The sequence below is a fragment of the Clostridium gelidum genome (assembly GCF_019977655.1).
GTDB classification, from domain to species: domain Bacteria; phylum Bacillota; class Clostridia; order Clostridiales; family Clostridiaceae; genus Clostridium; species Clostridium gelidum.
This window is the reverse complement of record NZ_AP024849.1, coordinates 3,627,974-3,651,509: the sequence shown is the minus strand read 5'-3', so window position 1 is coordinate 3,651,509 and position 23,536 is coordinate 3,627,974. Positions and strand designations below refer to the sequence as shown.

General features: G+C 29.9%; 25 protein-coding genes. 21 read left to right on the top strand and 4 right to left on the bottom strand.

Features of this window, described 5'->3' with window-relative positions:
- Positions 1-164 precede the first annotated feature (164 nt).
- The 10 genes from tnpA to psyc5s11_RS16720 all read left to right on the top strand — a co-directional run bounded on the left by tnpA (position 165) and on the right by psyc5s11_RS16720 (position 9,694).
- Positions 165-488: an IS66 family insertion sequence element accessory protein TnpA gene (tnpA, locus tag psyc5s11_RS16765; RefSeq protein ID WP_224033074.1), complete on the top strand. Its 324-nt coding sequence runs from the start codon at positions 165-167 to the stop codon at positions 486-488.
- Entirely contained in the window at positions 481-780 is a 300-nt protein-coding gene (gene tnpB, locus psyc5s11_RS16760; protein ID WP_224033633.1) for an IS66 family insertion sequence element accessory protein TnpB, read from the top strand. Before tnpA ends, tnpB begins: the two co-directional genes overlap by 8 nt.
- Before the next feature lie 99 nt (positions 781-879).
- A complete protein-coding gene (gene tnpC, locus psyc5s11_RS16755) occupies positions 880-2,490 on the top strand; it encodes an IS66 family transposase (protein ID WP_224033632.1) in 1,611 nt (536 codons plus the stop codon).
- Positions 2,491-2,629: 139 nt separating this feature from the next.
- Positions 2,630-3,466, top strand: a complete 837-nt coding sequence (locus psyc5s11_RS16750; RefSeq protein WP_224033631.1) for a tyrosine-type recombinase/integrase — start codon at positions 2,630-2,632, stop codon at positions 3,464-3,466.
- Positions 3,459-4,523: an IS91 family transposase gene (locus psyc5s11_RS16745; protein WP_224033630.1), complete on the top strand. Its 1,065-nt coding sequence runs from the start codon at positions 3,459-3,461 to the stop codon at positions 4,521-4,523. Before psyc5s11_RS16750 ends, psyc5s11_RS16745 begins: the two co-directional genes overlap by 8 nt.
- A 416-nt stretch (positions 4,524-4,939) precedes the next feature.
- Positions 4,940-5,440 carry a DUF5673 domain-containing protein gene (locus psyc5s11_RS16740; RefSeq protein WP_224033629.1) on the top strand — a complete coding sequence of 167 codons (501 nt, stop codon included), beginning with the start codon at positions 4,940-4,942 and terminating at the stop codon, positions 5,438-5,440.
- Between the two features lie 427 nt (positions 5,441-5,867).
- On the top strand, positions 5,868-6,059 hold the full coding sequence (locus tag psyc5s11_RS16735; RefSeq protein WP_224033628.1) for a hypothetical protein: 192 nt from the start codon (positions 5,868-5,870) through the stop codon (positions 6,057-6,059).
- A 36-nt stretch (positions 6,060-6,095) separates the two neighbouring features.
- Entirely contained in the window at positions 6,096-7,781 is a 1,686-nt protein-coding gene (locus psyc5s11_RS16730) for an AAA family ATPase (RefSeq protein ID WP_224033627.1), read from the top strand.
- 223 nt (positions 7,782-8,004) lie between these two features.
- Positions 8,005-8,967, top strand: coding sequence for a helix-turn-helix transcriptional regulator (locus psyc5s11_RS16725; protein ID WP_224033626.1), 963 nt, complete (start codon positions 8,005-8,007; stop codon positions 8,965-8,967).
- 100 nt (positions 8,968-9,067) lie between these two features.
- A complete protein-coding gene (locus psyc5s11_RS16720; protein ID WP_224033625.1) occupies positions 9,068-9,694 on the top strand; it encodes a type 1 glutamine amidotransferase family protein in 627 nt (208 codons plus the stop codon).
- A gap of 248 nt (positions 9,695-9,942) precedes the next feature.
- On the opposite strand, the gene psyc5s11_RS16715 is transcribed toward psyc5s11_RS16720, so the two are convergent.
- Positions 9,943-10,548 carry a sigma-70 family RNA polymerase sigma factor gene (locus psyc5s11_RS16715; RefSeq protein ID WP_224033624.1) on the bottom strand — a complete coding sequence of 202 codons (606 nt, stop codon included), beginning with the start codon at positions 10,546-10,548 and terminating at the stop codon, positions 9,943-9,945.
- Between the two features lie 463 nt (positions 10,549-11,011).
- On the opposite strand from psyc5s11_RS16715, the gene psyc5s11_RS16710 reads away from it, so the two are divergent.
- The 3 genes from psyc5s11_RS16710 (at position 11,012) to psyc5s11_RS16700 (ending at position 14,113) form a co-directional block, all read left to right on the top strand.
- Complete coding sequence (locus psyc5s11_RS16710) at positions 11,012-11,245, top strand: DUF2249 domain-containing protein (protein WP_224033623.1); 234 nt, start codon at positions 11,012-11,014, stop codon at positions 11,243-11,245.
- Positions 11,246-11,299: 54 nt separating this feature from the next.
- Entirely contained in the window at positions 11,300-11,938 is a 639-nt protein-coding gene (locus psyc5s11_RS16705; RefSeq protein ID WP_224033622.1) for an oxygen-binding di-iron domain-containing protein, read from the top strand.
- Positions 11,939-12,634: 696 nt separating this feature from the next.
- Entirely contained in the window at positions 12,635-14,113 is a 1,479-nt protein-coding gene (locus psyc5s11_RS16700; RefSeq protein ID WP_224033258.1) for an ISLre2 family transposase, read from the top strand.
- A gap of 529 nt (positions 14,114-14,642) precedes the next feature.
- On the opposite strand, the gene psyc5s11_RS16695 is transcribed toward psyc5s11_RS16700, so the two are convergent.
- Positions 14,643-15,251: a TetR/AcrR family transcriptional regulator gene (locus psyc5s11_RS16695; RefSeq protein WP_224033299.1), complete on the bottom strand. Its 609-nt coding sequence runs from the start codon at positions 15,249-15,251 to the stop codon at positions 14,643-14,645.
- A gap of 146 nt (positions 15,252-15,397) precedes the next feature.
- On the opposite strand from psyc5s11_RS16695, the gene psyc5s11_RS16690 reads away from it, so the two are divergent.
- Positions 15,398-16,084, top strand: coding sequence for a hypothetical protein (locus psyc5s11_RS16690; RefSeq protein ID WP_224033621.1), 687 nt, complete (start codon positions 15,398-15,400; stop codon positions 16,082-16,084).
- A 167-nt stretch (positions 16,085-16,251) separates the two neighbouring features.
- On the opposite strand, the gene psyc5s11_RS16685 is transcribed toward psyc5s11_RS16690, so the two are convergent.
- Entirely contained in the window at positions 16,252-16,569 is a 318-nt protein-coding gene (locus tag psyc5s11_RS16685; protein WP_224033620.1) for a hypothetical protein, read from the bottom strand.
- A gap of 100 nt (positions 16,570-16,669) precedes the next feature.
- Between psyc5s11_RS16685 and psyc5s11_RS16680 the strand changes: the two genes are divergently transcribed.
- The 6 genes from psyc5s11_RS16680 to psyc5s11_RS16655 all read left to right on the top strand — a co-directional run bounded on the left by psyc5s11_RS16680 (position 16,670) and on the right by psyc5s11_RS16655 (position 20,235).
- Positions 16,670-16,873 (top strand): helix-turn-helix transcriptional regulator, encoded by a 204-nt coding sequence (locus tag psyc5s11_RS16680; RefSeq protein WP_224033619.1) that lies wholly within the window; start codon positions 16,670-16,672, stop codon positions 16,871-16,873.
- A 220-nt stretch (positions 16,874-17,093) separates the two neighbouring features.
- Positions 17,094-17,735 carry a DUF6033 family protein gene (locus tag psyc5s11_RS16675; RefSeq protein WP_224033618.1) on the top strand — a complete coding sequence of 214 codons (642 nt, stop codon included), beginning with the start codon at positions 17,094-17,096 and terminating at the stop codon, positions 17,733-17,735.
- 80 nt (positions 17,736-17,815) lie between these two features.
- Positions 17,816-18,361 (top strand): histidine phosphatase family protein, encoded by a 546-nt coding sequence (locus tag psyc5s11_RS16670; RefSeq protein WP_224033617.1) that lies wholly within the window; start codon positions 17,816-17,818, stop codon positions 18,359-18,361.
- Positions 18,362-18,382: 21 nt separating this feature from the next.
- The gene (locus psyc5s11_RS16665; protein WP_224033616.1) at positions 18,383-18,850 is read left to right on the top strand and encodes a DUF3795 domain-containing protein; all 468 of its coding nucleotides are present in this window, start codon (positions 18,383-18,385) and stop codon (positions 18,848-18,850) included.
- Positions 18,851-18,949: 99 nt separating this feature from the next.
- Entirely contained in the window at positions 18,950-19,597 is a 648-nt protein-coding gene (locus tag psyc5s11_RS16660; protein WP_224033615.1) for a DUF4362 domain-containing protein, read from the top strand.
- Positions 19,598-19,938: 341 nt separating this feature from the next.
- Positions 19,939-20,235, top strand: coding sequence for an H-type lectin domain-containing protein (locus psyc5s11_RS16655; RefSeq protein ID WP_224033614.1), 297 nt, complete (start codon positions 19,939-19,941; stop codon positions 20,233-20,235).
- A 78-nt stretch (positions 20,236-20,313) separates the two neighbouring features.
- On the opposite strand, the gene psyc5s11_RS16650 is transcribed toward psyc5s11_RS16655, so the two are convergent.
- A protein-coding gene (locus psyc5s11_RS16650; RefSeq protein WP_375541960.1) for an IS3 family transposase occupies positions 20,314-21,662 on the bottom strand; the annotation gives its coding sequence in 2 pieces (ribosomal slippage) (positions 20,314-21,275 and positions 21,275-21,662; 1,350 coding nt in all).
- A 336-nt stretch (positions 21,663-21,998) separates the two neighbouring features.
- Here psyc5s11_RS16650 and psyc5s11_RS16645 point away from each other — a divergent pair.
- The gene (locus psyc5s11_RS16645; protein ID WP_224033258.1) at positions 21,999-23,477 is read left to right on the top strand and encodes an ISLre2 family transposase; all 1,479 of its coding nucleotides are present in this window, start codon (positions 21,999-22,001) and stop codon (positions 23,475-23,477) included.
- Positions 23,478-23,536 lie beyond the last annotated feature (59 nt).

Sequence of the window (23,536 nt, the reverse complement as noted above, 5' to 3'; positions counted from 1 at the left end):
TTTAAATAAAATATGGCAAAATAAAAAGATGTTGTTGACAGCAACATCTTTTTATTTTGTAACACATCCTCTTTATATGTAAGCGTAAAAAAATTAACGGATAGATAAATGTAAGTCTCTATTGTTAAAATTAACATAGATTTTAACAATGGAGGTTTATTTACATGAATAATAATGAGAAGATAAATTGGAGAGAAATTGTTGCTACCTTTTCTTCTTACGAAGGAACGTTAGGAACTTTCTGCAATGCAAATCACATTACTAAAAGTCAATTTCATTACTATAAAAAGAAATTCAAGAATGAAGATAATAATTTACAGTTTCATGCAATTTCAATGAGAGAAGAAAAAGTAACAACTGAAGTCACCGTAGTTCCAGCTGATAGACCTAATATAATAATAGAAATAGGAGCCGCTAAAATATATGTACCGGCTAATGAAATAGCTATTTTGAGTAAGTTGCTTAAGGATTTGATTACAAATGTTTAATCTTAATAAAGTTAATACAGTTTATCTTGCATGTGGAATAACAGATTTGAGAAAAAGTATTGATGGACTAGTAGTGATTGTGCAAACGCAGCTAAAGTTGGATCCGTTTGAAAAAGCCTTGTTTGTTTTTTGCAATAGGCAAATGAATAAAATTAAGATACTTCACTTTGATGAAGGATTCTGGCTGTACTATTTCCGACTTGAAAATAGTAAATTGAAATGGTTGCTTATGGGATATGAAGTTAGAACTAAGTCTAAATTTAAGCCAATTGAAGTAAGAAATAGCTTTTAAAACAAATATCGCTGTAAACCCTTAATTTTGAACTTTTACAAGTTTCGGAATTGAGGGTTTTGTGGTAAAATACCCCTATATTTGTTGTGAGGTATAGGGATGGATATTTTAGATTTAGAAGATCAACTTGATAAAAAAACAAAATTATTGATTTCTAAAATGGAAAAAGACATTGAATCAAAAGATAAGGAAATTGATGATTTAAAAAAGGAATTGGCTTTTCTTAAAGGACAGCTCCTTAATAAAAACAGAAAAATTTTTGGACAATCTAGTGAACAAGTTGATTCAAGACAGCTCTCACTTTTTAATGATGCTGAAAAAAACAGTGATATTAAAATAGATGAGCCTTCCATTGAAGAAATTACATATACAAGAAAAAAATCATCTTCTCATTTAGGAAAGAAAGATAATCTATCCGGCCTAGATAGAGTTACAATTGAGCATAAACTTGCTGACTCTGAAACATTTTGCGATAAATGTGGGAATGATTTAATTATAATCGGTAAAAAATCAAAAGAAATTTTAAAATATAAGCCAGCAGAACTTTACATAGAAGAACATATTTCATATACATATGCTTGCAAAAATTGCGAAGCGGATGCTGATAAAGCCAATATAATTTCTGCAAAAATTCCAAATACTTTCTTATATAAAAGTATGGCTTCAAATGAATTATTAGCTCATGTTGTGAGCATGAAATATCAATATGCAATGCCATTATATAGAATGGAATCATATTTTAAGATGATGAATGTTAATCTTTCAAGACAGACATTATCCAACTGGATAATAAGTTGTGCAAATGAACTTCAGCCTGTTTTTCATTATATGAAAGAGGAACTCTTAAGAAGAAATTATATCCACGCCGATGAAACTTATGTGAAGGTTATTGAGGAAAATGGAAAAGACTCCAACTCAAAAAGGTTCATGTGGCTATATCGCTCCGGAGGCATAGAGAACCATATAATTTTATATGATTATCAGAAAACAAGATCTGGTTCTTGTGCTGAAGAATTTCTTGAAGGTTTCTCTGGATATCTTCAAACAGATGGATATGATGGCTATAATAAAGTTAAGAATATAAAAAGACTATATTGTATGGCCCATATTCGAAGAAAATTCTTTGATATAATATCAACCTTAAACCCCGAAGCTCTAAAGCAGTCTCACGCAATAGAAGGGTTTAATTATTGTGAGCGACTTTATAAAGTTGAAAAAGATCTAAGGGAACAATATATATGTAGTGATGATTATTATGGTGATCGACATGCAATAAGGCTCAAGAGATCTGCACCCATTCTTAATAAATTTCAAGAATATGTAGATAATGAAATTGTTAATGCTCTTCCTAAAAGTCCTTTAGGTAAAGCTCTTGCATATGCTCAAAAGTTGTTGCCATATATGAGAACTTTCTTGACAAATGGATGTCTTGAAATTGATAATAATGCAGCTGAAAGAGCTATAAAACCATTTGTAATTGGCAGAAAAAACTGGATGTTCTCCAAGACAGTAAAAGGCGCAAAATCAAGTGCATTACTTTATAGTATTACTGAAACGGCTAAAGCCAATGGCTTAGCAGTGGAAAAGTATTTAGTATATTTATTTGAAATGTTTGCAAATTCAGAAGTTAAGGAAATGGACATACTAGAAAAATGTATGCCATGGTCTGAAAGCATTCCAGATGAACTGCGCGTTAAGACTACCAAATAATTATTTCTATATAAAATTATACCCAACAGAGAATATAAGTTTTTCTGTTGGGTTTATTTTATCACTTAAATTATACTACCGCTACGCGTCGATTCTTTGACGCTTACCTTTATATACTTCGAAAGGAGTGTTAATGAAAATGACTGAATTACAAGTCAATTTTCATAAAGATTTAGTAATACGTGGATTTACAGAATCCACTATTAAAAATTACCTACTAGTTGTGGGTGAATTTGAAAACTTTGTAGCATTATCACCCGAGCTTTTCGAAGAAAAGCATGCGGTAAATTTTCTATATGATTGTATCACAAATAGAAAGTTAAAAGAAGATACTGTTAACTATAAAAATTCAATAATAAAATTCCTTTTTGTTGTTACATTAAATAAGGAATGGAATAATTTAAAAGTCCCACGAATGAAGAAGAGAAAAACTCTTCCGGTAGTACTTTCTAAAAGTGAGGTTAAAGAGTTTCTTGATTCTATTGATAATCTGCGTTATAAAACAATTTTCTCAGTAATTTATTCTGGTGGTTTAAGATTAAGTGAAGTTGCAAAATTAAAAGTTACGGATATCGATAGTAACGACATGAAAATAATTGTTAGAGATGGTAAAGGAAAAAAGGATAGACATACTTTATTAGCACAAAGTAATCTTATACTTTTAAGAGAATATTGGAAAATGTACAAGCCTAACAATTATTTATTTCTTGGAAGAGATGGTGTAAATCACTTAAAAAATAGAGCAATTCAACTTGCTTTTACAAAATATCTAAATAAAACTAATATTAAGAAGAAGGCTCATATTCATACTTTACGCCATTCTTTCGCTACGCATCTTTTAGATGCAGGTACGGATATAATTTATATCCAAAGATTACTGGGACATTCTAGCATAACTACAACAACAGTATATCTTCATTTAAGAGATTATAGAGTCTTAAAAATACAAAGTCCGGCTGATTTATTAGATGAATAGAAACAATCAACTACAGGATATATTAAAACTTTATGGTGAAGAGTATTTCAAAACCCATAGTGTTCCTATCTATATTAGAAAAACTTTAGCAAAAGAGAAATGGATTTTTAATCAAGAAAAACATCTTCTTCCGGTTGGGTATTTTCATATGGTTTTCACTATTCCAAATGAATTCAATACTTTAATGCTACTAAATCAAAAAGTTATGTATAATGTACTATTTAAAGCTGTTTCTGAAACTTTGCTAGAATTAGCAAAGGATAAAAAATATTTAGATGCTGACATAGGAATAACAACTATTTTACATACATGGGGACAAAATCTAATGTATCATCCACATATTCATTGTATAGTTCCTTCGGGCGGTTTAAGTAACTTAGGAAATAAGTGGACTAGTTCTAAGGATAAATTTTTTATTCCAGTAAAAGTTTTGTCTAGAAAATTTAGAGGAAAATTCTTGTTCTATTTTAAAGAAGAATTTAAAGATAAACAATTTAAGTTGAATAAAAATACAATGCAATTTAACAATAATTTGCTATATAAAGATTTTATAAATGAAATGTATTTAAAAGAATGGGTAGTTTATTCAAAAGCTCCATATAAAAATGCTTCACATGTACTGCAATATTTAGGAAGATATACTCATAGAGTTGCAATATCTAATAATAGAATAATTAATATTAAAGATACTGTAGTTACTTTTGAATGGAGAGACTATAAAGATAACAATAAGAAAAAGATTATGTCACTATCATCAAATGAATTTATTCGCAGGTTTATTACTCACATATTACCATCTGGATTTGTTAAAATACGTCATTATGGATTAAACAGCAATAGAAATTTAAATGCAAAATTAAAAAAATGTAAAATATTATTAAAAGTATATACGCAGAATGAAAATAAAGAGGTGCTGTCGACAGCGGAGCTATTTTTTAAAATTACAGGTATTAACATATGTAAATGTAAAAATTGTGATAATGGTAATTATATAAGAAAAAATAAGATTGAGCCTCGGAGCACATCGCCACCTTTAATAAAAGGAGCAATTAAATAATGTGCTTAATTATGGGGAGGGGGAATTTATACACTTTTTAAAGATATTTAATATATTTTTCATCAAAAAGTTTTAAAAATTATAAAAAAACAAAAATTCTAAGGATATGAAAATTAATGATTCTCCATAGCAAATCGCTACGCGGTTCGGCGCTTTTATCGACTTCGTTCTAGGATAGATTGCAAACCTGAGCAGTAAAATAAAGAAATTTATGCTATATTTAAAATTAACATAAATTTCTTAGTTTACTGCTATTTTTTAGTTGCTCAGCTTCGCAATCAATGCTATTCATTGGACGTAGTAACTTAGTAAGAGCTAGTTCTTTGAAAATCGAATAGTGTGATATTGACATTATAGTGTATAATTGGTATGCTATAATAAATTAATAATGTTTAATTTAAAATGAGGTGAATTACTTGAATAAGTTTTCTGTATTTGCAATTCTTAATATATTATTAATTATTATTGGAACAGGTTTGCTATTAAAAGATTTATATACATTATATAATAATGGGAAAATTATTATAAAAGTAAAAGGAAGCAAAGGCTTAACTATTTTTTGGTTGGTGTCATTAATATTTTGGTGCTTATTATCATGGTCTTACATAAAACTCTATATTCACTATGAGGAAAATAGTATTATTAATAATATTATAATAAATATATTTTGGATAGAATTATCAATCTCAAATATATTAAGGTCATTGAGAAGTTCAGAAATAAGAGAAAATGGAATATATAAATCTGGTTATTTTTACAAATGGTCTAAAATTCGGAGTTATAGTTGGGTGTTGCCAAATACAATTGAATTTAAAGTTAATACAGTTTTCAAAACTAATTCAACTCTTGAGTTTACAATAAACGAAGAATTTAAATTAAAAGTAGACGAAGTAATACAAAGAAATCTTGCTTTATAAGTATCTTATATTAATTAGCAAAAATAAATATGAAATTGAAATGTCACATTATTCAGAAGTGAAAGTGTGGCATTTTTAATGCATCATACTAATTAACGAAGCAGTTACATCCTATAAAAATTGAAAGGGTTATACTTACAAAATATGTTATAATACTACTGGAAAATAAATAGTAATTTGAAGGGTATATTAGCCATAATGTCTGTTGAGTTGATGCACAATGGTAATTATGAATCACTAAAAATAGATAGCAAATTGTAAAATCGTATTATTAAAGAAATTGAATTTACGATTTTTTTAATGCGCAATTCTTGAAAAATGAATGATTTACAAAATATGTTATAATTGAATGAAGAGATTAACACTAAGTTACTTGCTAAAAAAGTAAAAGAAGTAGTTGGTTTCGATAATAATAAATTTCTTTTAGGTGAAGCAAATATATGATGTAGAATTGAATTTTACAGGAGGAGCCAATAAAGATATAGTTAAAAATTGGAGAGCGAGATTGGAAAGAATGTTTTTCAAGGCAAGCGATAACTGGTCTTCTTTTTTTGATTATGCCTATATATTATTTCTTTTAATAATATGTGAAATTGGATATAATAGAAATAGTGTATAGTAAAAGTGAATTAATAATGAGAGAAGGTGTGCTTAAATGAAGAAGCGTATACAAATAGGAATATCTGATTTTAAAGACTTAATAGAAGGTAGTAATTACTTTGTAGATAAGAGTTTATTAATAAAAGAATTCATAGAAAATGGAGCGAAAATTATATTAACACCTAGACCTAGAAGATTTGGAAAGACTTTGAATTTGAGTATGCTTAGATACTTTTTTGATATAAGACAAAAAGAAGAAACTAAAGACTTATTTAAAGGCTTAAAAATAGAAAATGAAAGAAATATAATGAAGCTTCAAGGGGAATATCCTGTTATTTTTATTACATTTAAGAATGAAAAGTATACATCTTATGAGGATTTTAAAGATGGAATAACCTTTCTTATGTCTAGATTGTATACGGATCATGATTATCTTCTTGAAAGTGATAATTTATCTTCAATAGATAAAAAGGAATGCATAAATATAATGGAAAGAAAAGTTTCTATTGCTTCTTTGTGTAATGGTATTAGTACACTTATGGGATATATGAATAAGCATTATGGGAGAAAAGTAATGTTATTTATAGATGAATATGATGTTCCAATTCAAGAAGGATATTTACATGGATACTATGATGACATGATTGCAGTAATAAGAAATTTATTAACTTCAGCTCTCAAAGATAATCAATATGTTGAAAAATCATTTCTAACAGGTATTCTTAGAGTAGCGAAAGAAAGTATTTTCTCAGGATTAAATAATTTAGAAGTAAATACTATTTTAAAATATAATTTTAATGATAAATTTGGTTTTACAGAAAATGAAGTTCAGGAATTGGTTAATTATTACAATGCCGCAGAAAATATTGAAAGTATAAAGCATTGGTATAATGGTTATGTTTTTGGTGGTCAAGTAATATACAATCCATGGTCTTTATTAAATTATTTAAAAAACATAAGAGAAGGCTTCATGCCTTATTGGATTAATAGTAGCAGCAATGATTTGATTAAGAGATTACTAATTAAAGGCGATAAAGAAATAAAGCTTGAACTTCAAGAACTTATTTGTGGCAATTCTATAAATAAGGTTATTGATGATACTATAGTAATGTCAGAAGTTGAAGATTCAAATCAAAATATTTGGAGCTTTTTGACTATGAACGGGTATTTAAAGGCTGTGAATACAGAACTTATAAAAGGGAGATTACACTGTGAACTTAAAATTCCTAATGAAGAAGTTCATATATTTTATGAAAATCTAATTGAAAAATGGTTTCAAGATACTATGACAAATCAAAAATATGAATTGATGTTAACCATGCTTACAACTGGAGAAATAGAGATATTTTCTGGAATATTTGAGCAGTTTGTAATAAACAATTTAAGTTACTTTGATGTGTCAGGAACAGAACCAGAAAGGGTTTATCATGCTTTTGTCCTTGGAATGCTTATATCACTTTCAGAGAAATATGAGGTTAAGTCTAACAAAGAAAGTGGCTATGGAAGGTACGATGTTATGTTGATTCCAAAAGATACGTCTAAAATAGGAATTATTATGGAATTTAAAAAAATAGATGATTTTTTAAAAACTACAATAGAAGAAGCAACTATAGCTGCTTTAAAGCAAATGGAAGATATGAAATATTCTATGGAACTTGAAAGCCGCGGAATAAAACATATAATAAAGCTTGCTATTGTATTTAAGGGAAAAGAAATTAAGATTACTCAAGGAAATGTATAAAAAAGTGTGATTTGCAAACTTTTATAATTATAATTAATTATTTTTTAAAGTCTTCTATAGCTTGTATAGAAGACTTATTTAATTTTATACATTATATTGAAATTAATGATATAATTATCGCACAAATAAACTATAATTTAGTACATACTTGTAAATTATGACTACTTAACTATAGTTAGTATTAGTTTATATATATTAAAAATCTAGGGAAGTGGGGTGCATTATGCCAAAAAATGATAATATGCTAGCAATTTTATGGATGCTGAATTCAGGTACAAAAATAACTGCAAAGCAAATATCCGAAAGGTTAGAAATAAACATACGATCAGTTTATCGTTATATGGATGCATTGTGTGTTAGTGGAGTGCCAATAATATCGGAGCCTGGTCATAACGGCGGATATAGTTTGCTTAACAATTTTATCCAAGCACCTCTGTTTTTTGACCTTGAAGAGAAAAAATCACTTTTGCATGCTGCCACTTTTGCAATGGAAGCAGGATATCCTTTTATGGAAGCGCTAAATAGTGCAACATCAAAGTTAAAGATGTTCTCGAATCAAGAACAAGAAAAAGTTCTCAATCGACATTTAGTCGGATTTGAAGTAGTGAGCCGTATTTGTGATCCAGCTGTCAAACCTATATTAATGGAAATTGAGCAAGCTGCTTTTAATGAATGCTCTGTGGAAATTGAATACTGCACAGGTTATGAAGGGCATCCGAGGCTTAGGGTTGTTGACCCCTATGGAATGCTTTACTGGAACGATAAATGGTATGCTGTTGCATTTTGCCATCTTAGGAATGAAATTCGCAGCTTTAGGGTAGATAGAGTAGTAAATATTATAAGCACTAAAAATACGTTTAAGCGTCCTGAAGCTTTTTCCGCACGTGAGTTTTTTACAAAAAACTTATTATCGAATGTGGAAAGTAAAGTAGGACTTTGCACTTTAGTAATTGAGGGCAAGTCAGAAGCATTGAATGACCTTTGTGCACATTGGTTTTTAGGATATCATCTCATAGAACGAACTGAATGCAGAGCTAATTTTTTAATGGATGAAAACTCAATCCATACCTATGTTCCTCATATTCTACTTCAATATGGTAAATCAATAAATGTGCTTGAACCAAATAGTTTTAAAGATGCTATGGCAGCAATTCTTAGAGATTTGATTGTCCATTATCTTCACTGACTGAATTTGTCAGTGAAGATAATATATAATAGATCGAGATGGAGTTTGAGACCATCCTGTAACAAATAGCAACAATCAAATGAATTTGGAGGAATAGAAAATGAAGAATACAGTATATCTTTATGTATTTGATACAATGGCAGACTGGGAAATAGGTTATTTAAGCACTGAAATCAATTCGGGAAGGTACTACAAAAAGGGATTAATGCCGCTAAAAGTAGTAACTGTAGGAATTACCAAGACTCCTATTACTACAATGGGAGGCCTTACAATATTGCCAGAAATTGAACTTAAGGAGTGTAGTGATAAAGATGCTGCTGCTTTGATTCTACCTGGTGGGAATACATGGACAGAAGCAATTCATGCTCCCATTATAAGAATGGCTGAAAAATATTTAGAGAAAGGTATTGCTGTAGGAGCAATTTGTGGTGCTACAATAGGACTTGCTATGGGGGGAGTATTGAATAAGCGAGCTCATACAAGCAATGACCTAGGGTATCTTAAAATGGTCTGTCCTAGTTATGATGGAGAGAAGTATTATAAGCAGGAATGTGTAGTAACTGATGGAAGTTTGATTACTGCTTCTGGAATAGCGCCTCTTGAATTTACTTTGCATGTATTGAAAATTCTAGAGATATTCTTACCTGAAACCTTAGATGCCTGGTACAATCTTTATAAAACCCAAGAGTCAAAATATTTCTTTAAGCTTATGAACTCAATTCAATAAAAGGTGGCTTGAAGTGCGTAAGTTGGCGACTTTAGATTGTGAACTGGGCTGCTCTTTAATAGAAGATGAAATTGTAAATGACTGCTGTGTGTGTAGTCTGAAATTTATTTGTGATAAGATTGATAAGTGTTTTTGAGGCGTATATAGAAGAAACTAGGTCGGTTGTTAGCACTTTTAGATGTGAGTAGACAGGATATAAATATAGATAAGATAAATAGGGAGGAAAGAAAAGCCAAGGCTGAAAATATTTAGCCTTGGCTTTTTTGTGTCCATTCAATTTCACTATAATGTAGATTGATGTGATTATAGATTTTCTTTAAAGTAACTTTCTTTCTCTGACAGGCTGTGGAATAGCACATATTTTTATAGTAAGCATAAGTTTGAACTGTATTATTTTTATAAAATACAAAATCAATAAGCTCCTTTTCCTCATCAGTTAAATTATGAAGAGCTAATCTTAAATCGTCATAATCACACTTATCACAAAGAAAATCTTCTAAACTAATATCTGGAGAAGGCAAGTCTTTTTCAACATCGTCATGTAAACTAAGAGCATCATTTCCTTCTGTGGCACTTCTAATTTTAATTCTTTTTATTAAGTCATTCATATTATTTTTAATAGAATTAGTAGCATAAGCAACAAATCTATGTTTTTCTAAATTGTATAAGGTAATGCATTTAAATAGTGTTTCATAACATTGATTTTGAATATCGTGAATTTCATATCCATCAATAAAAGTTCTTTTAGAAATATTAAAGATTAAAGGTCTAAATTCCTCGGCTAATTTTTCTTTTGAGAATGGATCACCATTTTTAGAGTTAGTAACTAAAGACTCAATGTATTCAAAATTCATATGGACCTCCTTTAATTCAGTTAAGAGTTACACCTTATATAAAGAGCAGCTATGTACTTATAAAAAGAGTAGCTTTTCTACAATACGGAACTTTTCTGCAATTAGGAACTTAAAATTAATTTAGAGTTAAAAGTTATAGAGAGAATAAAAATAACCTCTATATATAGTATATATGTTGAAAGTACATATATCACATATGGAGGTGTATAAAAAATGAGTAATTTTATAATAGCAGTTTTGGACATACCGCTAGTGGAAATATTGGGTGTGGACCATGTAAGATGTTAGCTACAGTAGAAAATCTGGCAGTTTTTATGCCAGAACAAAATATAAGAGATTTCAGTGCCGTGATTTAAATCACATTAAAAATATAGAACAATGGTTATAATATTATCAGCTAATAAAATTTGATTAAGTAAGGAATTTATTCCTACTTAAAAGAATGTATAAGGAGGAATTAATTATGCCAAATTTTGCTACAAGTTTAGATATTAGAATCTATGAAAAAGGACATAAGAAGGATATCATTTTTAAAGCTTTTGAGGAGTTAACATTAGGTGAAACAATGGAACTTATAAATGATCATGATCCTCGTCCACTTTATCAACAGTTTATATTGAATTTTCCAGAACATTTTGAGTGGGAATACTTAGAGCAAGGGCCTGAAATGTGGAGAATTGCAATTACGAAAAAATAAGAAGCTCATCGATTTCGGATTTAGATTATATTTAAAAAGAAAAGAGGTAGTTATATGGCGGTTATAAATAAGGATTTACACCAATTTAGTAGTTATATTCAGCAGATTAATCTTACATTTCATCAATATTTGTTATTAGGTGATGAACCATTATTAGTACATACAGGTAATGTAATGCAGGCAGAAGCTTTGCTGCCACAACTTAAAGCAGCACTCAACGGCAAAGATTTAAAGTATATTTTTATTTCACATTTTGAAGCAGATGAATGTGGTGGGTTGTCAGTAATATTAGAACATTTTCCTGAGGCTTTGACAATTTGTTCTGAAGTTACAGCGCGTCAATTAAATGGTTTTGGAATTAAGGCAAAAACTATTACTAAAAAAGATGGAGAAAAGTTAACTACAGATAGTTATGAATTGGAATTCATTGATTATCCTTCAGAAATGCATCTTTGGGATGGATTATTAATAATGGAAAATAGACGTGGAATATTCTTTAGTAGTGATTTAATGTTTGCTATGGGAAAAGAAATAGATACAGTAAAAGAATCAAACTGGAGTATGGAAGTAAATAGTATTCTGCCAGAACAGGTTCCAGATTCTGATAAGTTGGAACAGTTACAACAAACTTTGCGACAATTAAAACCTAATTTTATAGCTACGGGTCATGGACCTTGTCTTAAACTACAATAGATAAAAGGATGTCTTAAAAATTTGAGGCATCCTTTTTATTTTCATGTGCCTTACCTTGAAATTATACGCCTATAACCGGTGAATGTATAATATTGGCCAACAGTCTTCTTCGAGTCTACCAAAACTCATTAACAAGAGCAGCAGCGCTATAAAATTTAACCCTTGCTGCCGGCAAGCAACGACAGATCAAGGTAGTATACATGCTAAATAAAGGGAATACCACCATTTTTGAATAAAATATAGTAACATATTTAAATTTTATTGATTGGTACTTAAATATTAGCTTGTCTATGCCTGCATTTGATGAGGGAGACATTAACTTATATAGACAGAAAAACATCATAGTAATGGAGCGGAAACTGGGAAAAGAAATATGGTAACTTAATGATTACTACATAATTTGAATAGCATTGATTGCGAAGCTGAGCAACTAAAAAACAGCAGTAAACTAAGAAATTTATGTTAATTTAAGATATAGCATAAATTTCTTTATTTTACTGCTCAGGTTTGCAATCTGTAGATATGGTGTAGTAACCAATGAAAAATGTTCTTTGAAAGTTAGAGTATAATTTTAGTAGGCAGAAACAGTAATAAAAACTGTATAAATAGTAAAAGGAGATGCGAAAGCATCTCCCAAATACATAAATTATCCATTATAATTAAGTTGCTAAGACTAAATAGAATGGAGTTATATTTATGTATGAATTAAGTTTAAATGATAAAGGAATGACTTTCAAGGAGTTAGAGAAAAGAATTTATAAATATGCTTGTGACGAAGCTTGTAATGCTTTAAAAAGTATATTAGAATTTTTAGATGAAAAACTACTTAATGAAAGAGATAGCAAGGTTTACCGTAATAAAGGTCGTAAGCAAACTTGTTTGAGGACTATTATGGGGAACGTAGAGTATTCTAGGCGCATTTATGAATTTAAACTTGAAGATGGTAAGAAAGCAACTAAGTACCTTTTGGATGAGTATTTAGGGATGGACACTTTAGGAAATGTGTCTATAAATCTCGTAGAAACTATTTTAACTAACGTGACGGAGGTTTCTTTTAGAAAGACATCTGAGAATATTAAAACTATGTGTAATCAAGATATTAGTGCTCAAGGCGTTTGGAACATAGTTCAAACACTTGGGGAAAAGATTAAAGAAATAGAAAATCGTAAAATTGAGTTAAATGACAAAGGTGCATTAAAAGGCGAAAAGGAAGTACCAGTATTGTTTCAGGAGCAAGATGGAGTTTGGCTCTATCTTCAAGGTAATGATAGACCAAAAGGGAAAAATAAAAAGAAAGAGTTAAAACTAGCAGTATCATATACTGGCTGGACTTTACGCCCAGGGAGCAAAAAAGAATATGTGGTTGTTGATAAAACTGTTTGTGCAAGCTTTAGCAATTCCAATCACTTTAAAAAGCTTGCTAGCGCAACAATTTCAGAAAAATACAATGTAGATGAAATTCAAACTAGAATATTAAACGGTGATGGAGCAAATTGGATTAAAGCAACTTGTGAGGATGAAGACATTCATTTTCAGCTAGATCCATTTCATGTAGGCCAAGCGATTATACGTAAGGTAAGTGATAAAAGAGCTCAAAAGCAATTACTAAAACTATTTAGAGAAGGTAAAATTGATGAAGGTCTAGAAACTATTGTAAATATGATGATACTTACAAACGAAAAAGATATTGCATTTAAGAAGCTTACTGAATTATATGATTACTTTGTTCACAATAGAGATGGATTAATACCGTATAAATTAAGAAGTGACATAAACATGCCTACGGCGCCGGAAGGCATGGAATACAAGAATCTAGGCACAATGGAACATAATATTTGTGATGTATTAGCTCAAAGAATGAAGGGCAGAAAAATGAGCTGGTCTATTAATGGTGCAGATAATTTATCTAAAATATTATCTGAAAAATTTAGTAATAGGTTGTTTGATACTGTAGATAAAATCTACAGAAATATTATTTCTGATGATGTTATTGATACAGTAGTTGCAAAACTACCATTAACAGTATTTCAAGCGAATAAAGAATCTAATAAGTGTAAGGCATATAAGTGCAATAGTGCACAAATTCCGTATAGCGGAGCTGCCGCAACGTTAGGTAGAAAAATAGTACGTGATTTATGTGGATTAAAATCATTTAGTGATATTAGTTATAGTTAAATATACAGTATGGGTAGGGAAATTTTAAAAATGCAATGTAAAATAATGGATAATAATTTAAATAAAATTCTTGCCAACTTTTACTTGACTCAACCTCTTTGAAAAGTGAATAATACGATTTTTACAAAATATGCTAGAATTAATGCAGAATAGTAAAATATTATGCATGGTTTTTTGTGCATTTTCTTTTCAATTTCTATGATAGATTGAATAACAATGAAGATATCACCTCTGTCGTTCCATTAGCAATAGACTCCAATTCCTTTTCTTTTTTTAAAATTAAAAGAAAGAAGAGAACGCATAGCATTATTAATTATTATAATCTTCCATCATCATTGACATGGTAAATTGGTAGGAATAAAAGTAAATAACAAAATATATACCAATATGCTTAAAAGGAGGGAAAAATACATTGTCTAAAAAGTACAAGAAGAAACCAAAAGTAAAGGAAGAACTTGATCCGATTTCTAGAATGCTGGTATTACAAGTTCATCCATATCATGTATCACCCTAGATCTCAATTGTGCAATCACTTAATATTATTTTCAATTATATCGAGTGGACTTTTAAGCACAGTGTAGCTTATTAAGTCTGCCAATTCTTCTGGAGAAAGGTTAATATCTGATTGAATCCAGTGTATTATCATGGCAAGATTACCATTAATAACACTCTCAATGATATATTCTTTTTTTAACAATTCTTTACCTTTTGCTGTCATAAGAACAGAATGAAACCTCTGGGTAAAATTATTCCTCATCGCCCTTTGGAAAGACTCTCTAAAATTGGGATGACTATGAGGACTCATAAGAATTTTGAACAATTTTTTATTTTCAACAATATAATTAAATATAGGTTTAAAATATTGAGCAAATTCGTTATCTTTTCGCGAATAATAAAAATAATTAACTTCTTTATCAAGTTTAGCAAGGGCGTCTAATTGCTCATTTTCAATTGATGTGACAAGATCCTCCAAATCCATATAGTGAAGATAAAAGGTGCCACGGTTTATTCCAGCAGATTCAGTCAAAGACTTGATGTAAATCTGTTCAAGTTGCTTTTTAGCATATAAATCCAGAAAGGCCTTTATAATTTTCTGACGAGTGCGATGCATTTTTGTAGAATCAATATTTGTATTCATTGGTACCTCCATAAATATTTTTTCGTTAATTCAACATATTCAAATTTTGTGTTCATTGATTATGAAGAATTTCGTAATATAATATAAGTATAAAACAACATAGTGTTGCTTTCAATTTAGTTTATAATAAATGGAGGTAGAAAGTTATGAATACTACAAAAAATTCACCCTATTCAGCTACTGCTTATATTGGCGAGGAATGCCTGACTGATCAAGATATTCAGAATATAGAATTGGTGAGGGCTCGCAGATCACTTGCTTTTTTGAAGAACAAAATTGGTAATGATGCAATGGTAACACTAATAGAGGAAGAACTTAACGCAGCTACCATTCAAACTGAAAAATGGGCTAACGAGTCAAATGGAGAATGGAAGTCCGGATTTGTCGTGATGGAAATGCCAGGAGTGAGTGCAGAACAATTCCATTCCTGGTTCATTGGTATGATGGAAAGAAATGAAGGGAGTGCATTAGGTGTCGCCCATCCCGATCACTATCTCAATCGCATGTTGCCAGATGGACGAGGAGAGGTGATTGAAAACTTAGGAGAATTCGAATATCCGTGGCATATGTTCTTGAATTTTACTGATATCGATTCTACAATACCAGTTCTAGCAGATAAAGACTACCCAATTGGTTTTGCTGCAATTGTAAAAAGCACAAACGGAAAAATAATTGCTTACGCATTACATGAACTGCGCGACCACAAAGACGGAATGCAGGCAAAATTAGCTATAATTTTACCTAAAGCCGCACCAGACACCCTTATACGTGGGCATTTAAATCACTTCTCTATTGAATTTAGAAATTGGTATAATGCCATGTCCGCAAAATAGAAAATAGTTGCATATTATTCATAAATTATGAATCAATAAAAATAAATAGCAAATTGTAAAATCGTATTATTCAATAGATTGAATTTGCGATTTTTTTTAATGCGTCATACTAATAAAGGACTATTTAAAGCAGAGAAAGTCCTTAAATAAAAAAGGACTCTCAAAGTTTAATAAGGGAATATTAGCTCACCTTTACCTAATATTATAACTCTATCAGTACTTCTAATAGTTTTAAGAGGATGTTGTATTGAATGTGGTTCTAGTGATATTGCTTGTTGTATTTTCTGATCAGAATCAAAGACAATAATAAATCCGTTATAATCAGATACGTTTTGAACTTTATAAGAAACATTTTCCAATAGACCTAGATTAGTTGTGCTGTAGAATCCCTCTTTAAATCTTTTCTCCTGTGCCATAGTAGTTGTTGTATTTATATTAAATGATAGAAACAAAAAAATAGAGAGTATAGAAATAAATTTTTTCATGAGCCTAACCACCTTTAAATTTATTTTTACCTAAATAAATATATTGTTATTATGTGAACTTAGAAAATAAATATTCAAATGTAGAAAGCGAGGCGTAACAATGAATATAGGATTGATGATTGCCACAGAAAGAACTAAGAATAATTTATCTACAAAAAAATTAGCAGAAGCGGTTGGTTGTAGTTCAAGAGCTATAGAATATTGGGAAAGTGGTAAAAGAAAAATAAGTCTAGAGAATGCAGATAAGATTTTTAAAGCATTAGGAAAAACACTTATTATCGGTGTTAAAAATAACGAACAATAGTGCGTAATTCTAATTCAATATGTAGATTGGATTAAGAGATAATAGTTCATAGCATGTAGATTTGGCATAGTAACTAATTAAAAAGTGTTCTTTGAAAATTGAATAATGGGATATTTACAAAATATGCTGTAGTCAATACTTAATTGTAATATTAAGGGATAAGTGGTACCATTTATAATGAGATAATGTAAGATTTCAATATATTTTAGGGGGTAATTCTATGAGTATCAATTTTAGTCCAACTGTAAATACAAATGAAATATATAAATCTACAGTTGGGAATGCACGAAAAACAGTTACAACAAACACCGGAGAAATTAAAGATTCAACATATTATGTTAGTCAAATAAAAGAGAACATACCAAACGCAGATGTTACAATTAAGTCAATGACATCAGCAGATGTTGCAGATTATTACGAAAAGTGGAAAGACGAACCAGTTTGTACAAATGCCCGAATTCCTAAAATCACAGTATCTCCAAAGGTGCTTGAAAAAATGAAAAATGATCCCAAATATGCTGAGAATATGATGGCAAAGATAAAAGATGCAGCTACACCTCAAGGATTTGAGAACGCTCAATTATATGAATATAAAGTCATTGTTAAAGATGATGGTGAAATTGAAATATTAGCATGTGCAGATTTTATGAGTGGAAAAAAGAATACTGTATCAGATGATAATGATGAAAAGAAAAAAGAAGCTAAGAAGAAACTTAAGCAATTGCAATTTAGCAGATATTTATTCGACAATAACAAGCTGGAATCAATTTCAGAAGAGAAAATTGATAAGAATGTGATTCCTTATGATAATTATCTTTCACAAAATGCTATGATATTGAAGCTTAAGAATAACTTACTATAATTGTTTATAGAAAAAAACAGAGTAAAAATAGATTATTTATATTATTTACGATGGAATATAAAGAAATATGGAGGTAAAACATGCGAGTTATTATGATTAGACATGGTCAATACGATTCCTCATTTTGCGAGGAACAAAATATAAATGGACATGGTATAGATTTAGCGCCACTTTCTTCAAACGGCATTATGCAAGCAAAATCGGTAGCAAAAAATCCAATTTTGAAAGATGCCCAAATCATTTTATCATCGCCACTTACCAGAGCTTTGCAAACAGCTTCTTATGTTGCTACTGAAACAAAGCTTGATATACTTGTCGAAGTGGAACTAAGAGAATGGCAACCTGACTTAACTTATCAAAAAGCAACAAAGTCAAATGTACATATTGCTTATGAAGATTATTTGGCTCATAGTGGGATTTATCCTCAAAATGAGCAAAAAAATTGGGAAACGGCAAAAATGGTTTTTTGCAGAGCATACAACTGCTTAAAAAATTACAATGATAAGTATAGCAAAATAATTGTTGTAGCGCATGGGGAGTTAATGCGACAATTCAAATCAACTGAATTAATGCCATATTGTGGGATGATTGAGTTTGAGTTTAACGAAATTTCACTTAAAGAATGATGTAAAAAGGAGGATGAGCGTTTGAAGAAAAAAGAATTACTAGAAAAAATAGCTCCATGTTCTTTAATGTGCCATACCTGTAGCGCTTATGAACAGGGAGTGATTTCGGTAGCAGCAAAACAATTATCAAAATATACGGAAGGTATCTGTGAATTTTATGAAAAGCATTCTCCAAATGAGGTTGAGCGATTTAAAATCTTTCAAGAAGAGCTCACAAAGTACAGTGCAGGTAAGTGTTCGGGATGTCGCGACAGAGAACATCATGGATGTAGTATAAAGGGATGCTTTATTCTTGAATGTACAAAAGAACGTGATATTGATTATTGCGGTGAATGTGCTGAATTTCCTTGTGATAAAACACAGAAAATTTTTGAAGAAGAAGTATATCTGCAATGGCTTAAAGGCAATCGGGAAATTAAAAAATGGGGGATAGAAGGTTTTTGGGAAAAAAATTGTGAAAAGCCACATTATAAGGTATATAAAGAATAATAGACAATTTCCAATTTTATAAAAAAATAAGCATAATGCTTGTTGAGCGATTGCGTAGTGTGTAGATTGGATATAATTACAAATTTTAGGAGGCAAGTCGTGAAAAGGTATATATTATTAGCAAGTATTGTAACATCAGTTTTAGTTATTAGCGGATGTACAAATAATAAGAATAGTATTGAAACTATTAATAATAAGTCCATAGTTTCTACTGAAACTACTCCAACTCAAGAAAAAGATGATTTAGAGAAGGCTAAAATAGAAGAAGAAGCTAAGAAATTAGAAGCATCATTTCAAGAAATAATTGATTTAAAGAAGCCTGATATAGAAGAAGCTAGAAATTTCGAGAAATCCATTAAAAATGGCAGTGTAATAATGATTAATAGAGATAATAGCAAAGAGCTGGAAGTATATAATATAGCGTCATTAGATAAATTTATTGATTCATTTAATAATGGTAAAGAAGGTTATGTACGTGTAATTAAAGGAGGAATCGAAAAGGATGGTACATTATTAGTTAATAAACTTGAAGAGTATGAAACTGACGGTAAAGTAATAAAAGATTTAGTATATGATGCTTATGCAGATAAAAATAAATTCGTACAAGGAAAGCCACGTTATTACCCTAAAATGGCAAAGGTAAGTACAGATGATGCAATTAGATATGCTATTCTTGAAAGTAAAGATACTCCAGACAATATGGGGGGAACTGTGATTAGTTTTTATAAAAGTAGCATAAAAAATTAACTATTAGTATGCAAATTGGTTAGTAATAAAATTAAATATGAAAAATAACAAATTAAGATGCCACATTATGAATTTGTGGTATTTTTTGCGTAATACTATTAAAGCGTGCAGGGTTAAGTGATGTAAGATTATTTTTTTCATTATAAAGAAAACTATCCATTATCCATATAATCTACGCAAAATGTAGATTTGACGCAGTAAATTTAGAAAATGTTCTTTGAAAATTGAATAATGTGGTACTAGAAAATAAATGATTATATAAGATGAAAAGTTAGAACATTTGTACAGAAATTAACATAATATATATTATAATAAAATTAGTTTATTGGGAGGGATTCAATATGATACGTTCAGGAAGTGTAGCTTTTAATCCTGGTATACCTGGATATCATCTTAATAATGGAGATGGAACTTTAAGGGCAGTAGAACAATATGTGAAATTTAAAAAGGAGTTCACAGAAGTTCCAGAAGTTGTTGCTGGAATACGAGAAGTTCAAGCTACTATTACACCAACCCTTTATTATAGAATTTATGTTCATTCAATAACAAAATCTGGATTTGTTTTAAGAGCTGAAACTTGGGATAGATCTAAGATTGATGGAATTGTGGCTGATTGGTTAGCATACGATAATGAATAAATAAAAAGCTATTTAAAAATGAATAATTAATATAGTACCGCATTATTCAGTAAAATGTACCCTTTGTAAAGGACATTGTTAAAAATACTGTGTAGAATCAATGAGATGATTTCTGTATTCAACAGGAGTCATCCTTTTTAAATTCCATTGATATCTATAGTTGTTATAATAAATCATGTACTGGTCTATCTCATTTTTTAGGTCTTCTAATGTTTGGCATTGTTTTATGTTTACTTCATCTTTGAAATGCCCAAAGAATGATTCCTGCGGGGCGTTGTCCCAACAGTTTCCTCGTCTAGACATAGATTGACCAAACCCACATTCTTTTACTAACTTCTGAAATTTAGGACTTGTGTAGTGTGATCCTTGATCTGAATGAATGAAAGCTTCAGGATGAAATTTTACACTTTTTGATTTCTTAAGATTGGTGATAGTATCGATAACTATATCTAATGTGAGACTATCAGATACATTATAAGCCATTATTTCATTAGTTGATGCATCTTTAATGGTCGACAAATAAGCCTTTTTGCTTTTATTTTTATAGAACAAATAGGTAATATCCGTAAGCAATACTTTGCCAGGGGTATTCTGTTTGAAATTCCTATTAAGCACATTAGGTAAGACTTTATGTTCTTTAGTTGCTTTTACCATTCGTCTATATGGATTTGCTTTTCTATAAGGACAAACTATGTCATATTTTTTCATAAGTCTGCGAATACGTTTTAGATTATATACAACTCCATATTGAGATTTCAATACCATCTTTATTTGTCTTGCACCTTTTTTATGTTTTTTGAAGTTGAATGCCTTTAAAATTATATCTTTAACTTCCAAATCATTATCGTTGCGCTTGCTGCGCAAGCATTCGGATTTTGCTGAAAAATAATTATAATATCCAGAACGTGATACACCAGCTAATGTGCATAAATAGCTTGTCATATTCTTTAATTTATATTTTTTAATTACTGATTTAATAAGAATGAAATTTTCTTTTGTTAATGAACCTATTTTCGTTTTATCACTCTCCTTTCTATCAAATCGAGTTTTTTTAATAATTCATTCTCAGCTTTCAGTAGAGTAGTTTGTACTTTAAGACGTTCATATTTTTCGTCTATAGAAAGTTCCTTATCACGAGGTCGCCCAGCTTTGCCTTTTCTTGTATCATCTAAACCATGTATACCGTTTTCCTTATAGGCAGCACGCCATTTTTTACTTATCGATTCAATTCGTCCAATCTCTAAGATACTTATCACGAAATCAGATTCTTCAAATATCTTTCGTGGAAACTTTCCTTTTTCGTATTCTGATATAAAAATTCGTCTGAATTCATCTGTATATGTAATTGATCTTTCACTAACATTTTTTACATATTTATTTCTAGATATCAATTCTATTTCTTCTTTTGTAAATAACTTATTACTCATAAAATCTACTCCTATCTCTTTGTTTTATTATACATAAAAACCCTATAAGATAGATATTTTATTTACTGTCTATCTTATAGGGTACATTTTACAGAAATGAATTTGCGGTATTTTTTTATATTTAAGTACTGCGCAATTCTAATATAGCAAGTAGTTTGTAGATATGACATAGCAAATTATAAAAATGTTCTTTGAAAGTTAGAGTATAATTTTAGTAGGCAGAAACAGTAATAAAAACTGTATAAATAGTAAAAGGAGATGCGAAAGCATCTCCCAAATACATAAATTATCCATTATAATTAAGTTGCTAAGACTAAATAGAATGGAGTTATATTTATGTATGAATTAAGTTTAAATGATAAAGGAATGACTTTCAAGGAGTTAGAGAAAAGAATTTATAAATATGCTTGTGACGAAGCTTGTAATGCTTTAAAAAGTATATTAGAATTTTTAGATGAAAAACTACTTAATGAAAGAGATAGCAAGGTTTACCGTAATAAAGGTCGTAAGCAAACTTGTTTGAGGACTATTATGGGGAACGTAGAGTATTCTAGGCGCATTTATGAATTTAAACTTGAAGATGGTAAGAAAGCAACTAAGTACCTTTTGGATGAGTATTTAGGGATGGACACTTTAGGAAATGTGTCTATAAATCTCGTAGAAACTATTTTAACTAACGTGACGGAGGTTTCTTTTAGAAAGACATCTGAGAATATTAAAACTATGTGTAATCAAGATATTAGTGCTCAAGGCGTTTGGAACATAGTTCAAACACTTGGGGAAAAGATTAAAGAAATAGAAAATCGTAAAATTGAGTTAAATGACAAAGGTGCATTAAAAGGCGAAAAGGAAGTACCAGTATTGTTTCAGGAGCAAGATGGAGTTTGGCTCTATCTTCAAGGTAATGATAGACCAAAAGGGAAAAATAAAAAGAAAGAGTTAAAACTAGCAGTATCATATACTGGCTGGACTTTACGCCCAGGGAGCAAAAAAGAATATGTGGTTGTTGATAAAACTGTTTGTGCAAGCTTTAGCAATTCCAATCACTTTAAAAAGCTTGCTAGCGCAACAATTTCAGAAAAATACAATGTAGATGAAATTCAAACTAGAATATTAAACGGTGATGGAGCAAATTGGATTAAAGCAACTTGTGAGGATGAAGACATTCATTTTCAGCTAGATCCATTTCATGTAGGCCAAGCGATTATACGTAAGGTAAGTGATAAAAGAGCTCAAAAGCAATTACTAAAACTATTTAGAGAAGGTAAAATTGATGAAGGTCTAGAAACTATTGTAAATATGATGATACTTACAAACGAAAAAGATATTGCATTTAAGAAGCTTACTGAATTATATGATTACTTTGTTCACAATAGAGATGGATTAATACCGTATAAATTAAGAAGTGACATAAACATGCCTACGGCGCCGGAAGGCATGGAATACAAGAATCTAGGCACAATGGAACATAATATTTGTGATGTATTAGCTCAAAGAATGAAGGGCAGAAAAATGAGCTGGTCTATTAATGGTGCAGATAATTTATCTAAAATATTATCTGAAAAATTTAGTAATAGGTTGTTTGATACTGTAGATAAAATCTACAGAAATATTATTTCTGATGATGTTATTGATACAGTAGTTGCAAAACTACCATTAACAGTATTTCAAGCGAATAAAGAATCTAATAAGTGTAAGGCATATAAGTGCAATAGTGCACAAATTCCGTATAGCGGAGCTGCCGCAACGTTAGGTAGAAAAATAGTACGTGATTTATGTGGATTAAAATCATTTAGTGATATTAGTTATAGTTAAATATACAGTATGGGTAGGGAAATTTTAAAAATGCAATGTAAAATAATGGATAATAATTT